Below are 13613 nucleotides of genomic sequence, written 5' to 3'. Positions count from 1 at the left end.
GTCAGACTCCCTCCGTGGACATCGATGCCTTCAGCGCGGCGCACCGGGACCAGTGGGACCGGCTCGACGCGCTCGCCTCGCGCCGCCGCCTGTCCGGTGCGGAGGCGGACGAGCTCGTCTCCCTCTACCGGCGCACGGCGCACCACCTCTCCCAGGTGCGCACCAGCGCGCCGGACCCGCAGCTCGTCGCCGAGCTCTCGACCCGCCTGGCCCGCGCCCGCGCCCGCGTCACCGGGACCCGCGAGTCGCGCGCCTCGGACCTGGGGCGCTTCCTCACGCGCACCGTGCCCGCGGCCCTGTACCGCGTGCGCTGGTGGACGCTCGGCGTCACCGCCGCGACGCTCCTCGTCGCGGTCGTCGTGGGGGTCTGGACACTGCACAGCCCCGAGGCGATGGCCGCCCTGGGCTCGCCGAGCGAGCTCGACGCCTACGCCCAGCACGCCTTCGAGGCGTACTACTCCACGTACTCCGCCCAGGACTTCGCCGGTCAGGTCTGGACCAACAACGCGCGCGTCGCCGCCCTGTGCGTCGCCGGCGGCGTCACCGGGGCGCTGCCCGCCTGGGTCCTGTGGGCCAACGCCGTCAACCTGGGGCAGGCCGGCGCCGTCATGGCCGACCACGACTCCCTCGGCCTCTTCCTCGAGCTCATCAGCCCGCACGGTCTGCTCGAGCTCACCTGCGTCTTCATCGCCGGCGGAGCCGGCCTGCGCCTGTTCTGGACGCTCCTCGTCCCGGGGCAGCGCTCGCGCGGGCGAGCCCTCGCCGAGGAGGGCCGCACCCTCATCACCGTGGCCGTCGCCCTCACCGCGGCGCTCGCGGTCTCCGGCGTCATCGAGGCCTTCGTGACCCCGGCGCCCGTCCCGTGGGCTCTCAAGATCGCCGTCGGCGCGCTGGCGCTCGCGGCCCTGTGGACCTACACGATCGTCCTGGGGCGCAGGGCCGTCGTCGGGGGCGAGAGCGGGGACCTCGACGAGGAGGAGGCCGGGGCGGTCCTGCCCGAGGCCGCCTGAGCAGGACCGTGGGCGCGATGCCGCCGTCGGGCGGGTGAGGGTGACGGCGCTCACAGCCGACCCGCCGCCTTGAGCGCGAGGTAGGAGTCGGCGAGCGCGGGTGCGAGGCCCGCGGGGGAGGCCTCGACGACCTCGGCGCCCGCGCGGCGCAGTCGGTCGCGGGCGGCCTCGATCTCGAGGAGGTCCTGCTCGGCTGCTGCGGCGACGTAGGCGCTCTCCGAGTCGGAGCGCCGCCCGCGCAGCTCCACCAGGCCCGGGTCGGTGGCCGAGGCGACGAGCACCGTGTGCTCGCGCACGATCGGGGCGAGGGCCCGCAGGGTCGCCGCGTCCGCGCTCGCGCCCTCCAGGCCGGTGAGCACGACGACGAGCGAGTGCTGGGACAGCGCGCGGGACACGGTCCCCGCCGCCAGGGACCAGCTCGTCTCGACGAGGGCCGGCTCGACGGGGGCGAGGCCGTCGGCGAGCGCGCTCATGAGCGCCGGGCCGGACTCGCCGCGCACCTGGGCCCGCACCGCCTCGTCGAGGGCGATGACGTCCACCCGGTCCCCGGCGCGCGAGGCGAGGGCCGCCAGGAGCAGCGCGGCCTCGATCTGCGAGTCCAGGCGCGTGCCCTCCCCGAGGCGCGCCGCCGCGGTGCGCCCCGTGTCGAGGACGATGAGGACGCGCCGGTCCCGCTCGGGCCGCCAGGTGCGCACGACGACGTCGCCGCGCCGCGCCGTCGACCGCCAGTCGATCGAGCGGACGTCGTCGCCGGCGACGTACTGGCGCAGCGAGTCGAACTCCGTGCCGGCGCCGCGCACCTGGACGGCGCTGCGACCGTCCATCTCGCGCAGCCGGGCCAGGCGGCTGGGCAGGTGGCGGCGTGAGGCGAAGGCGGGCAGGACGCGCAGCGTGGCGGGGGCGCACAGCGAGGCCTGGCGTCCGGCCAGGCCGAGGGGCCCGCGCACGCGCACGGTGACGCGCTCGGCCAGGCGGTCGCCCCGTCGGGTCGGCGTGAGGGTCGTGCGGTGGCGGCGCCTCTGACCCGGCGGGATCGTGAGGGAGCCGCGTTCGCCGACGGCCCCGGCCGAGGGCGGCCAGGCGTCGCGCACCTCGAGGTGGACCACCTGGGCGGCCTGCGAGCTCACGGTGAGGGTGTCGGTGACGCTCTCCCCGAGCCTGGTGGAGCGCGGCACGCCGCGGGAGACCCGCAGGCTCCGCGGCGAGGGGGCGAGGACGACGTCGACGACGACGAGCGCCGCGACGGCGAGGGCGATGACGAGGACCGTCGCCGGCTGCGGGACGAGCACGACGACGAGAACGCCCGCCAGGAGCGTCCGCACGGTGCGCGTCGTCAGGTACACGGCGGCCTCAGCGGGGGACCTCGACCGCGCGCAGCACGCCCGCGATGACGGACTCCGTGGTCACGCCCTCCATCTCGGCCTCGGCGCGCAGGGAGATGCGGTGGCGCAGAGCCGGCAGGGCGAGGACCTTGACGTCGTCGGGGGTGAGGAAGGACCGGCCGGAGAGCCAGGCCCAGGCGCGGGCGGCGGCGAGCAGGGCCGTGGCGCCTCGGGGCGAGACCCCGAGGGCGACGCTGGGAGCCTGGCGGGTGGCGCGCACGAGGTCGACGACGTAGCCGAGGACCTCCGGGGACGCTCCGATCGTGCGGACATGCTCCCTGGCGCGCGCCAGGTCACCGGGGCCGGCGACGGCCCGGAGCCCGGCGGCCGCGAGGTCGCTCGGGTTGAAGCCGGCCGCGTGGCGGCTGAGCACCTCGAGCTCGTCGGAGCGGTCCGGCAGCGGGAGGACGAGCTTGAGGAGGAAGCGGTCCAGCTGGGCCTCCGGCAGCGGGTACGTGCCCTCGTACTCGACGGGGTTCTGCGTCGCGATGACCATGAAGGGGTCCGGAAGGCGCCGGGGCTCGCCGTCGACGCTCACCTGCCGCTCCTCCATCGCCTCGAGAAGGGCGGCCTGGGTCTTCGGTGGCGTGCGGTTGATCTCGTCGGCGAGGAGGAGGTTGGTGAAGACGGGGCCCTCGCGGAAGGAGAACTCCGCCGTGCGGGCGTCGTAGACGAGGGAGCCCGTGACGTCGCCCGGCATGAGGTCGGGGGTGAACTGGACGCGCTTGGTGCCCAGGTCGAGGGAGGCCGCCAGGGAGCGCACGAGGAGGGTCTTGGCGACGCCGGGGACGCCCTCGAGGAGGACGTGCCCGCCGGCGAGCAGTCCGATGACGAGGCCGGTGACGGCGCCCTCCTGGCCGACGACGGCCTTGCCGACCTCACCGCGGACGGCGACGAGCCGGGAGTGGGGGTCCGCCTGGCCGGCGGTCGGGGCCCCCGCGGGGCCGGTGGCGGCGGCTGCGGCGGGGGTCGCGTCGGGGTCGGGGTTGGGGTCCGAGGTGCTCATGATCTCTGTGCCTCGCTCTCGAGTCGGTCGAGCTGGACGGCCAGGTCCGCGAGGGCCCTGTCGTCGGTGGGTGGGTCGCAGGCGAGCACCTCGTGGACGAGGGGCTCGGGACGGCCGGTGGCGCGGGCGACGGCGGCGACGAGCTCGTCGGTCGCCGCGCCCGCGGGCACGCCGAGCCGGCGGCCCAGGCGCGTGGCGGTGCCCGCGCGCAGGACGCGCGCGGCGTGGGCTCGGTCGCCGGCGCGGCGGTACAGCCGCCCGCGTCCGCGCGTGGTCTCCGTCGCCCTCACGGCGACGGGCAGGTCCTCGACGACGACCGGTCCCATCCGGCGGCCGCGCACGAGCGCGAGCGCGAGGACGACGAGCCCCAGCTGGGCCAGGACGACCGGCGTCCACGGGGGCACGCTCGTCGTGTCCCAGAGGCTCGGCGGCTCCATGTGGTCGCCGTCGAGCCAGACGACGCGGTCGTGGTGGCCCAGGGCACGCACGCCGAGGGCGGCGTTCCCGGCCGTCGCGAGCCGCGCGTTCGTGAGTGCCGCGGAGTCGGCGATGACCCTCAGCACGGCGCCGGAGGGCAGGGGCGCGGTGGCGTAGGCGTAGGTGCCGACGGCGACCGGGAAGCAGCCGACGGCGCCGCGGACGCCGTCGGTGGCGACGGAGCCCCTCGAGCCGAGCAGCGTCGCGGCGGCGACGGCGTCGGGGTCCTCGCACCGGGCCTCGAGCGGCGTGCTCGAGCTCGCCGAGGCGCCGCTGGAGGTGAGGTGCGTGAGGCCCGTGAGCGCCTGGTAGGTAGAGCCGATGACGACGACGTCGCCGCCGGCCCCGGCGAGGCGCTCGCGGTCGGCGGCGCTGAGCGAGCCCGCGTTGACGAGCGCGACGGCGGCCCCCTCGGAGGAGGCGGCCACGGCGTCGTCGACGCTGGAGACGGTGGTGACCGTGACGCCCTCGTCGCGCAGGAGGGCCGTGAGGGCCTGGGCCCCGTCGTCCCCGGGGTTGGTCGTGGCCAGCGGCGTGCTCGAGGTCTCCGGGCGGCTCCAGGTCGTCAGCAGGGCGACGACGAGGAGCACGGCCAGGGCGATGGCGAAGGGCCTCCAGCGCCGCAGTCGCTCGCGCACGGGTGCCCCCAGGACCTGGTCCGCTCCGGGCGCGGCGCAGGCGATGGCGGTCGGCGCGGCGGGGGCGCTCACCGGTGCACCGCCCAGCGCTCGGGGGCGGGGGAGCGCTCCGGCTCCGGCGGCGTCGTCGCGGTGACGCGGTCGGCGAGTTCGCGCATGGAGGCGTCCTGCTGCGCCGTGGGCAGGAGGTCGCCGTAGCGGACGCAGTCGAAGACGCGGGCCGCGGCGACGAGCTCGGCGCCGAGGGAGCCGAGCGCCGCGGAGGCGGCGACCGCGGCCTCGTGGGCGGTGAGCCCGGGGTGGTCCTCGATGAGCCCGCGCTCGTCGAGGGACCTGATGATGGCGCGGTAGCGCTCGACGACGGCCGTGGACCAGTCGGAGCGCGCGGCGGCGTCCTCCGCCGCGGCGCGCAGGGCGTCCGCGTCGCGGTCGTCACCGTCGAAGAGGGAGTGGGAGGGGATCCGGCTCGTGCGGGCCCCGGACAGGCGGGTGAGCATGAGGAGGACCAGCGCGAGGAGGCCGCAGACGGCCAGGCCCACGATGAGCACGGAGAGCCACGACGGCGCGCCGGGCACGAGCCCGCCCGGGTCGAGGTGGTCGCGCAGCCAGGCCAGCACCGCCCCGGCCAGGCCGTCGCGCGGCTGGTAGGCGGGCTTCGCGAGCTCGTGGCTCGCGGCCTCGCGCGCCTCATCGGCGCTCGGCGTGGCGGGGACGTCGGCGGCGAGCGCCCGCGCGTGCACGACGGCGCCCGCCCGCGCCAGAGCGCGGGCGGGGAGCACGGTCGCGAGCGGGGGAGTCATGGTCGGGGTCCGGGCGCCGGTTCCGGCGGACGGCTCAGCGGGTCGCCGCCTGACGCAGCTCGACGTCGAGGCCCTCGTGGCGCATGCGCAGGTCGATGTACGTCAGGGCCGTCACCGAGGCGGTGAAGGGCAGGATGAGTGCGGACAGGATGGTCGCGATGAAGGAGGTGACGGCGGTCGCCAGGGCGATCTGGGTCGGGGCGGTCGCCGTGATGAGGGTGCTCACCGTGCTCGCGAGCCCGCCGAGCAGACCCGTGACGAGGGCCTGGATGAGTCCGGCGAGCACGAGGATGCCGAGGACTCGCCAGAAGGAGCCCCGCGTGAGCCGCCAGGAGCGGCGGATGCCGTCGAGGACGCCGACGTTCTCGAGGATGAGGGCGGAGGAGGACATCGAGAGCCGGACCGCGAGGAACAGTGACGCGACGACGGCGCCGAGGCCCAGGATGATCGCGGCGAGGACGGCCAGGACGACGGCGGTGGTCGAGCCGTCCGACGCGGAGGAGACGATGACGACGGCCAGGAGGACGGCGGCGCCGACGAGGACGAGCGCGACGACGCCGGTGATGAGGTTGATGAGGAGGGACTGGCCGATGAGGGCCCACACGCGGCCCCGGGTGCGCTCCCAGGCCTCGCCCGGGGTGGCGACCCGACCCAGCACGGAGCGCGAGACGGCGACGATGAGCAGGCCCGTGAGCACGGCCGTGGCGATCGACGTGATGAGGCCCTCGAGGGCCGTCGAGCCCATGGTCACGAGGCTGCTGCCGACCATGGGCGCGAGCTGGTCGGCAGTCGGGCTGGCGTCGGACTCCATCGTCTGGGCGATCGAGTTGAGGGGGCGCATCGACAGGCCGGACAGGAGCGCGGAGACGAGTCCGATGACGGTCATGACGACGAGGGCCGGGAGGAACATGGCGCGCGGGTTCGCCCGGAGGGCGTCGACGGCACCGCCGATGATCTCGGTGATGCCCAGCGGTCGCAGCGGGATGATGCCGGGCTTGGGGGCGAGGAAGAATCCGCCGGGCGCGCCGGATCCCTGGGCGTAGGGCGCGGAGGCGTTCGGGCCTCCCCAGCCGCCCTGGGGCGGCAGACCGCCGGGGTAGGAGTCTCCCGGGTGGGTGCTCCCGGGGTAGGGGGCGCCGGGGTAGGGGGCGCCGGGGTGCGCGGCGCCCTGCTGGCCGGAATCCTCCGAGCCGTAGGACCCGTAGGACGGGGTGCCGGCGGGGGCGGAGCCGTAGGCGCCGTAGCGCGGGGCGGGGGTCTCCTCCTGGGGACGGGCGTCGCGGTCGCCGCCGGAGGTCGGCGGGAGCCAGCCGGAGTTCTCGCTCATGGCCCCACCCTCGCACGGCCCGCGCGCCGGTGGCCTCCGCCACGAGGAGGAGATCGGACCTCGCCGGCCCCGTCCTCGGGGCCGGTCCGTGACCGGGCCGTGACGCAAGCCCGCTGTGAGGAACGTGTTCGTGTCAAGATAGGACCATGAGCACGCGCATCCTCGTCGTCGACGACGACACCCCCCTCGCAGAGATGATCGGCATCATGCTCGAGTCCGAGGGGTACGCGCCGTCCTTCTGCGCGGACGGCGCCCAGGCCCTCGAGACCTTCCGGAGCACGGACCCCGACCTCGTGCTCCTCGACCTCATGCTCCCCGGCGTCGACGGCGTCGAGATCTGCCGTCTCATCCGCGCCGAGTCCGACGTCCCCGTCATCATGCTCACCGCGAAGACCGACACCCAGGACGTCGTCGCCGGGCTCGAGGCCGGCGCGGACGACTACGTGACAAAGCCCTTCAAGTCCAAGGAGCTCCTGGCCCGCGTCCGCACGCGCCTGCGCCGCAACACCGACGGCGGCAACGCCGAGCACGTGCGCGCCGGGGACCTCGACATCGACGTCGCCGGGCACCAGGTCCACCGCGGTGACGAGACCATCGCGCTGACGCCGCTCGAGTTCGACCTCCTCGTCACCCTGGCCCGGACCCCCTGGAAGGTCTTCACCCGCGAGGAGCTCCTCGAACAGGTCTGGGGCTACCAGCACGCCGCCGACACCCGCCTCGTCAACGTCCACGTCCAGCGCCTGCGCGCCAAGATCGAGCACGACCCCGAGCACCCCGCCATCGTCATCACGGTGCGCGGCGTCGGCTACCGCGCCGGCGAGTCCAGGTGAGCTGAGCGCGCCGACGGCCCGCCTCGGTCGGCGCCGCGGTCCGTCCGGGCCGCGTCGGTCGTGCGCCGCCCGCACGGACCCGTCGAGCGGCCGGGTCGTGAGGATCACGGCGCGTTGCCGTGATGCGGCCCGTCCGTGACCGGATCGCCGCCCCCGACGCGGGATGATGAACCAGTGACGAGCTCCCCGGGCGCCCCGACGCGGCGCCCTCTGCCCCGGTGGCTGCCCCCGCGGCTGCGCCGCCTCGTGCTCGCCGTGCGCCGCAGCCTCTCGACCCGCATGGCGCTGCTCGCCACCGCGGCGGGCATCGTCCTCATCGCGCTCCTCCTCACCGGTGTCACGAGCCGCGTGCGCGACGACGTCTTCAACGACCGGCGCGACGCCGTGCTCGCCGACGCCCGCCAGCGCGTCGCCACCGTCCAGGCCGAGTTCGACGACACCACCGTCACCACTGCTGACGAGGCCGCGGCCGCCGTCCAGTATGAGGTGTCACGCATCAAGGGCTCCTCCTCCGGGACCGGCGGCGTCGGCGTCGTCATGCTCCGCAGCGGCTCGGACGCCTCCTCCGCCGCCATCAACGACCTCGCCACGGACACCCGCCTGTCCTCCCTCGTCACCCCCGAGCTCGAGAAGGCCGTCGACGACGCGGCCGTCAAGGGGGACACGGGCGCCCAGTTCTGGCAGTCCGTCTCCGTGCCGGCCGCCTCAGGTGACGGCACCGCCCCCGGGATCATCGTCGGGTCACGCGCGAGCCTGCCCGTGGCCGGCGACTACGACCTCTACCTCGTCTACTCCCTCGAGCCCGAGCAGCGCCTCATCTCGACCGCCGCCCGCGCCATCGAGCTGGCGGGCGTCGGCTTCCTCCTCATCCTCATCCTCGGGGTCTGGGGCCTGACCTGGCGCGTCCTCATCCCCGTGCGGAGGACCTCGCTCGCCGCCCAGCGCCTCGCGTCCGGCCTCCTGTCCGAGCGCCTCGCGGTCGCCGGCGAGGACGAGCTCGCCGCCCTGGCCCGCTCCTTCAACGACATGGCCGACGCCCTGGAGTCCCAGATCAAGCGCCTCGAGAACCTCTCCGAGCTCCAGCGCCTCTTCGTCTCCGACGTCTCCCACGAGCTGCGCACGCCCCTGTCCTCGATCCGGCTCGCGAGCGAGCAGATCATGGACGCGCGCGACGAGATCAACGACCCCTTCGCGGTCCGCTCCATCGAGATCCTCCAGGACCAGGTCGACCGCTTCACCCGCATGCTCGAGGACCTCCTCGCCATCTCCCGCATCGACTCCGGCCGCGTCCAGCTCTCCGTCGAGGAGACCGACCTGCGCGCCGTCGTCGAGCGGGTCGTCGGGGACCTCGGCGTCCAGATCGAGGAGCGCAGCGCCGTCGTCACCATCGCACCCGCCCCCGAGCCGCTCATCGCCGAGATGGACGCCGTGCGCGTCGAGCGCATCGTCCGCAACTTCGTCACCAACGCCCTCGACCACGCCAAGGAGGGCGAGCCGCCGCGGATCGACGTCACCCTGGCCGGCACGGACACGATCGTGGCCGTGAGGGTGCGCGACCACGGCGTCGGCATGAGCCCGGACGTCCTGGGCAAGGTCTTCGACCGCTTCTACCGGGCCGACCCCTCCCGCAAGCGCACCCTGGGCGGCACGGGCCTCGGCCTGTCGATCTCCCTCGAGGACGCCCACCTCCACGGCGGCACCCTCGAGAACTGGGGCTGGCCCGGCGACGGCTCCGCCTTCCTCATGGTCCTGCCCCGCAGCCTCGGACCCGACGGGACCCCTGGCGTCCTCACGGGAGCCTGGCCGCTCGGCGCCGTCCCCGACGACGCCCCCGTCGTGTCGAGGTCAACCTCGCGGCGCGACCCGGCCGCGCCGGCGCCGAGCTCCGCCATCGGCCCGGTCCCGGTCTCCCGCCGCGCCGAGGGCGTCCACCACGACGACGAGGACGACGAGACCCCGACGGCTCCGACCGCCCCGACGCCGGACCTCGCCGCGGAGCCGCGCGGCGGCGCGCGCCCGGTCCCGCCGCCCGCCGCCGGTCGGCGCGTCACCGTGCGCGTCCCCGGCGACGCCCCCTCCGCGCGCACCCCCGACGCCCCGAAGGGAGGAGCCCGATGACCCGCCGCACCCGTCCTGCCCCTCCCGCCGCGCCCGTCACCCGCCGCCGGGCCCTCGCGGTCCTCGGCTGGAGCGCCGCCGCCGGAGCGCTCGCCGGCTGCGCCTCCCTGCCGCGCTCCGGCGGCGTCACGCGCTCCGACGCCGTCACCAAGGACGACTCCGGCCTCGTCCAGACAGCCGCGGGGCCCGCCGACGGCGCCACCGTCGAGCAGATCGTCTCCGGATTCCTCCGCGCCTGCGAGGCCGGCTTCTCGGACGACTTCGCGACCGCCCGCAGCTTCCTCCTCGGGCCCGTGCGGACGAGCTGGGAGCCGCTCGGCGTCGTCCGGGTCTACCAGGGCTCCAAGGCGCGCGTCCTCGAGGTCGCCGACGACGGCTCCGTCCAGGTCTCGACCGAGCAGACCGCCTCGCTGGGCTCCACCGGCGTCCTCACCCAGGTCGACGGCACCACCCTCGACGCCGCGTACTCCCTCGCCACGAACGCCGCGGGCGAGTGGCGCATCGTCGACCTGCCCGGCGGGATCCTCCTGCCCTCCTCGGCCCTCGCCGACAACTTCATCGCCCGCCCGGTCTACTTCCTCACCCGCGACCGCCGGCGGCTCGTCCCCGACCTGCGCTTCCTCCCGCGGCGCGACGGCGAGAAGGGCCTCGTCACGGCGCTCCTCGGCGGTCCCGCGTCCTGGCTCGCGCCCGCCGTCACCACCGCCGTCCCCAAGGGACTCGCCCTCGTCGACGACGGCGTCGTCACCGGCGGCGGCACCGCCCAGGTGAGCCTCTCGGAGGAGGCCGAGCGCCTCACCACCGCGCAGCGGGCGCTCCTCGTCGCGCAGCTGAGCGCGACCCTCACGCAGGTCGACGGTATCGACTCCGTCACCGCGAGCACCGGCTCGGACGACCTCGGCGAGGCGGCCGACCTGCCCGAGCCCGGCGCCTCACCCGGGGCGCTCGTCGGGATGAGCGGCGGGAACGTCGTGCGCGGCGCCTCCTCGACCCGCACGACCCTCGTCACCTCCGACGTCCTCGGCACGAAGGAGGCCCGCTACCCGGCCCTCGGCGTCGACGGCGCCGTCTACGTCCTGTCCGGCGCTAGCCTCCTGCGCGTCGGCGCCGGGGAGCGGGCCGCGACGGCCGTCCTGTCCGCGGACACCGACGACCCCTCGAAGATCGTCATGCTGCCGCCCGTCGTCGATCGCCACGGGTGGGTCTGGACCGCCTCGGCCGGAGCGCTCACGGTCGTCAACGCCCAGGGTCTGCGCGCCGAGGTCTCCGCCGACTGGCTCACCGACGGGATCGAGGCGATCGACCTCTCCGCGGAGTCCGAGCGCCTCCTCGTGCGCACGTCCGGCGCGACCATCACCCTCGCGGCGGTCATCCGCGACGAGGACGGCGCCCCCACCGGGCTCGGCGAGGCGGTGCGGCTCCTCCCCGGAAGCGGGGCCCGCGCGGGCCTCGCCTGGTTCGACACGACGGACCTGTGCCTCCTGGCCGAGCCCTCCGACGGAGACGACGCGCCGGTCGTCCGGCGGGTCCAGGCGCCGGGCACGCTCTCGGCCAGCCCGGGAGCCCAGGGGGCTGCGAGCATCGTCGCCAACCGCACGGACGGAACCGTCCTGCTCGTCGACGACTCCCACCAGGTCTGGCAGCGCGTCGGCGCGACCTGGCGCGTCGTGTCCACGGACGTCACCGACGTCTCCTACCCGCTCGTCTGACGCCGGTCGAGGCCGGTCGCTCGCCGCGGCCGGCCCCTGGGGGGCGGGGCCGGCGCCCTCGACGGCGTCGGACGGGACGCCCCTCGACGGCCCGCGCACCGGCGGCGGACGCGGGTGCGCCCCGCCGTCCCGGAGGACGACGGGGCGCACCCGCGCGCAGTGGTGGTGAGCGGTTCTCTCAGAGGACCTGGGCGTCGAGGCGGATGACGCCGTAGGTCCACCCGCGGCGGTGGTAGACCGCGCAGGGCTGCTTCGTGGACTTCTCGATGAAGAGGTAGAAGGGGTGGCCCACGAGCTCCATCTGGTAGAGCGCCTCGTCGACGGTCATCGGGGTCGCCTCGTGCAGCTTCTGTCGCACGAGGACCGGGGAGTCGCCGAGCTGCGACTCGACGGCGACGCCGTGCTCCGTGGGGGCCTTGGGCTGGTCCTCGATGGGGGCGTCGTCCGTGTCCGGGACGACCGGCTCCTCGAGCGTCGACGCGCCCTCGAGCACGCCGGAGGCCTCGACCGCGTAGCGGCGGTGGTCCTTCTTGCGGTCCCGGGCGCGGCGGAGGCGCTCGGTGAGCTTGCCCATGGCGATGTCGAAGGCGGCGAAGCGGTCGGAGGAGCTGGCCTCGGCGCGGATGACCGGGCCCTTGGAGATCACGGTGATCTCGCAGCGCTCGGCGGTGTCCGCCTGCCGCGGGTTGCGCTCGTGGGTGACCTCGACCTCGACGCGCTGGACGCGCGGGTCGAACTGCTCGACCTTGACGGCCTTCTCCTCAACGTAGTCCCGCAGACGCGAGCTGACCTCAGCGTTACGGCCGACGACGGTGATGTCCATGGTGGAACCTCTTTCCGGGTTCTGGGGATCCCCTCGGGGGATCGGTCCGAAGAGCGCCCGCCGCACCTCACGACGGGTTCTGGAGAGTCCTCGACCACCTCCTGGATCCGCGTCCCCGGTCCGGCGTCGACGCTGACGTCGGTGGACCGGGGACGACCTCGTGTGCGATGTGCCACATAACTTACACCACTCGTCCGACCTCCGTGGACGCCGTCGCGGGCTCACGCGGGGCCGGTTCGCCAGCGGCTGAGGGGGCGGCGACGGAGTGCTCGGGGACGGCCGGCACGACGCCGTGCTCATCGGTGCTCATCGGTCCCGGGCGCGCCGGCCGGGGCGCCCTCGGCGCCGGGCGCGGGGCGCCGGACGCCGCCGCCGGGGACCCTCGGGTGGGCCGTGGTCGGCGGCGGCGCGGCCGCCAGGACGAGGGCTCCGAGCACCTCGGCGCCCACGGCCCGCAGCGCCCGCGCGCACGCCCCGAGCGTCGCCCCGGTCGTGACGACGTCGTCGACGAGCAGGACCCGGGCGCCCGCGACGTCGGCCAGGACCCGGGGCTCGCGGGCGCGGTTGCTGCGCCTGCCGCGGGCGGAGAGCCCGGCCTGGTGCGTGCTCGCCCGGCGCCGGTCCCGCCGCAGGACGTCGGCCGACAGCACGGCCGTGGGGAGCGTCGCCCGAGGACGCTGGCCCTCCGGCCCCGCACCGGTCGCCGCGCTGTCACCGGGGCCGGTCGCGCGGCCCGCCGCGCTGCCGCGCAGGGCCTCCGCGACGCCCCGGGCGACGTCATCGGCGAGCCGTGCGACGACGAGGCGCCCGCGGAGCCGACGCCCCACGCCCGACGGTGCCGGGACGACCAGGAGCGGACCGCCCGGCGAGCCGACGGCGGTGCCGGCGGGACGGTCGCCGGAGGCGGGGCGGGCTCCGCCGTCGGGCGCGAGCAGGCGGTCCTGCGCCCACGCCGCGCCCGCGCGTCGCCCTGCCTCGGCGACGACGGCGTCGAGGTCCTCCCGCGCCCCGTTCTTCCAGCCGAGGACGATCGGCCGGACGGGGCCGGAGTAGCGCGCCGGGGCCGCGACCTCGAGGTCCTCCACGGCGCGCACGTGCTCGACCCTCTCGAGCGGGCCCGTCAGGAGCGCGGCGCAGTCCTCGCACAGCGTCGTCTCCCAGCGTCCGCAGCCGGCGCAGGAGGCGGGCAGGACGAGACGAGCGACGGCGCTCAGCAGCTGGTCGGGAGGCACGCGACGATGCTGCGCCGTCGGCGAGGGCTCGTGCCCGGCCGTGCCGCGGGGCGGGGGAGGAGGGTCCCACGGCGGGCGCCTGGGGAGCCCGGCGTCCGACGCCGCTCCGCAACCATCCGGTGACGCTCGCGATGAGCGAGATCATGCGGGAGGTTCGGGGCCGTCCACTACGATTGCGGCGACGGCGCCCGGGTGACCGGGCGCCGGGCCGCGCCCCTCGGCGCGTGAGCCGCCACCGCGGCCGGGGCCACACGGCCCGCC

11 protein-coding genes are annotated in these 13613 nt (G+C 75.8%); 4 read left to right on the top strand and 7 right to left on the bottom strand.

Annotated features, from left to right (window positions below; all coding sequences use genetic code 11):
• Window positions 1–14: 14 nt before the first annotated feature.
• Window positions 15–1010: a stage II sporulation protein M gene (locus AXF14_RS01485; protein ID WP_067939514.1), complete on the top strand. Its 996-nt coding sequence runs from the start codon at window positions 15–17 to the stop codon at window positions 1008–1010.
• 50 nt (window positions 1011–1060) lie between these two features.
• Here AXF14_RS01485 and AXF14_RS01480 read toward each other — a convergent pair whose 3' ends face one another.
• Genes AXF14_RS01480 through AXF14_RS01460 form a run of 5 tightly spaced genes read right to left on the bottom strand, consistent with a single transcriptional unit; the run spans window position 1061 to window position 6640 of the window.
• Window positions 1061–2353, bottom strand: a complete 1293-nt coding sequence (locus AXF14_RS01480) for a DUF58 domain-containing protein (protein ID WP_067939511.1) — start codon at window positions 2351–2353, stop codon at window positions 1061–1063.
• 7 nt (window positions 2354–2360) lie between these two features.
• Window positions 2361–3398, bottom strand: a complete 1038-nt coding sequence (locus AXF14_RS01475) for an AAA family ATPase (RefSeq protein WP_067939506.1) — start codon at window positions 3396–3398, stop codon at window positions 2361–2363.
• Complete coding sequence (locus AXF14_RS01470; protein WP_067939502.1) at window positions 3395–4585, bottom strand: DUF4350 domain-containing protein; 1191 nt, start codon at window positions 4583–4585, stop codon at window positions 3395–3397. Before AXF14_RS01470 ends, AXF14_RS01475 begins: the two co-directional genes overlap by 4 nt.
• Window positions 4582–5313, bottom strand: a complete 732-nt coding sequence (locus tag AXF14_RS13460; RefSeq protein WP_067939499.1) for a DUF4129 domain-containing protein — start codon at window positions 5311–5313, stop codon at window positions 4582–4584. Before AXF14_RS13460 ends, AXF14_RS01470 begins: the two co-directional genes overlap by 4 nt.
• A 34-nt stretch (window positions 5314–5347) precedes the next feature.
• Entirely contained in the window at window positions 5348–6640 is a 1293-nt protein-coding gene (locus AXF14_RS01460) for a DUF7847 domain-containing protein (protein WP_067939496.1), read from the bottom strand.
• 146 nt (window positions 6641–6786) lie between these two features.
• Here AXF14_RS01460 and mtrA point away from each other — a divergent pair, with 146 nt between their 5' ends.
• From mtrA to AXF14_RS01445, 3 genes are all read left to right on the top strand, one after another.
• Window positions 6787–7470: an MtrAB system response regulator MtrA gene (gene mtrA, locus AXF14_RS01455; RefSeq protein ID WP_067939493.1), complete on the top strand. Its 684-nt coding sequence runs from the start codon at window positions 6787–6789 to the stop codon at window positions 7468–7470.
• 174 nt (window positions 7471–7644) lie between these two features.
• Window positions 7645–9588 carry an MtrAB system histidine kinase MtrB gene (gene mtrB / locus AXF14_RS01450; RefSeq protein WP_236755833.1) on the top strand — a complete coding sequence of 648 codons (1944 nt, stop codon included), beginning with the start codon at window positions 7645–7647 and terminating at the stop codon, window positions 9586–9588.
• Complete coding sequence (locus AXF14_RS01445) at window positions 9585–11297, top strand: LpqB family beta-propeller domain-containing protein (protein WP_067939489.1); 1713 nt, start codon at window positions 9585–9587, stop codon at window positions 11295–11297. The genes mtrB and AXF14_RS01445 overlap by 4 nt, the downstream gene beginning before the upstream one ends.
• Window positions 11298–11475: 178 nt before the next feature.
• On the opposite strand, the gene hpf is transcribed toward AXF14_RS01445, so the two are convergent.
• A complete protein-coding gene (gene hpf / locus AXF14_RS01440; RefSeq protein ID WP_067939486.1) occupies window positions 11476–12120 on the bottom strand; it encodes a ribosome hibernation-promoting factor, HPF/YfiA family in 645 nt (214 codons plus the stop codon).
• Window positions 12121–12416: 296 nt separating this feature from the next.
• Window positions 12417–13352, bottom strand: a complete 936-nt coding sequence (locus AXF14_RS01435; protein ID WP_067939483.1) for a ComF family protein — start codon at window positions 13350–13352, stop codon at window positions 12417–12419.
• Window positions 13353–13613 lie beyond the last annotated feature (261 nt).

Origin of the sequence: Actinomyces radicidentis (genome assembly GCF_001553565.1) — a bacterium.
GTDB classification, from domain to species: domain Bacteria; phylum Actinomycetota; class Actinomycetes; order Actinomycetales; family Actinomycetaceae; genus Actinomyces; species Actinomyces radicidentis.
The sequence above is the reverse complement of the archived record's forward strand: the minus strand, read 5'-3'. Positions and strand labels throughout refer to the sequence as shown.

Coding starts and splice junctions, on each gene's coding strand:
- AXF14_RS01475 (WP_067939506.1), bottom strand. CDS start 3,398: ATGAGCACCTCGGACCCCAACCCCGACCCCGACGCGACCCCCGCCGCA.
- mtrA (WP_067939493.1), top strand. CDS start 6,787: ATGAGCACGCGCATCCTCGTCGTCGACGACGACACCCCCCTCGCAGAG.
- AXF14_RS13460 (WP_067939499.1), bottom strand. CDS start 5,313: ATGACTCCCCCGCTCGCGACCGTGCTCCCCGCCCGCGCTCTGGCGCGG.
- AXF14_RS01445 (WP_067939489.1), top strand. CDS start 9,585: ATGACCCGCCGCACCCGTCCTGCCCCTCCCGCCGCGCCCGTCACCCGC.
- AXF14_RS01460 (WP_067939496.1), bottom strand. CDS start 6,640: ATGAGCGAGAACTCCGGCTGGCTCCCGCCGACCTCCGGCGGCGACCGC.
- hpf (WP_067939486.1), bottom strand. CDS start 12,120: ATGGACATCACCGTCGTCGGCCGTAACGCTGAGGTCAGCTCGCGTCTG.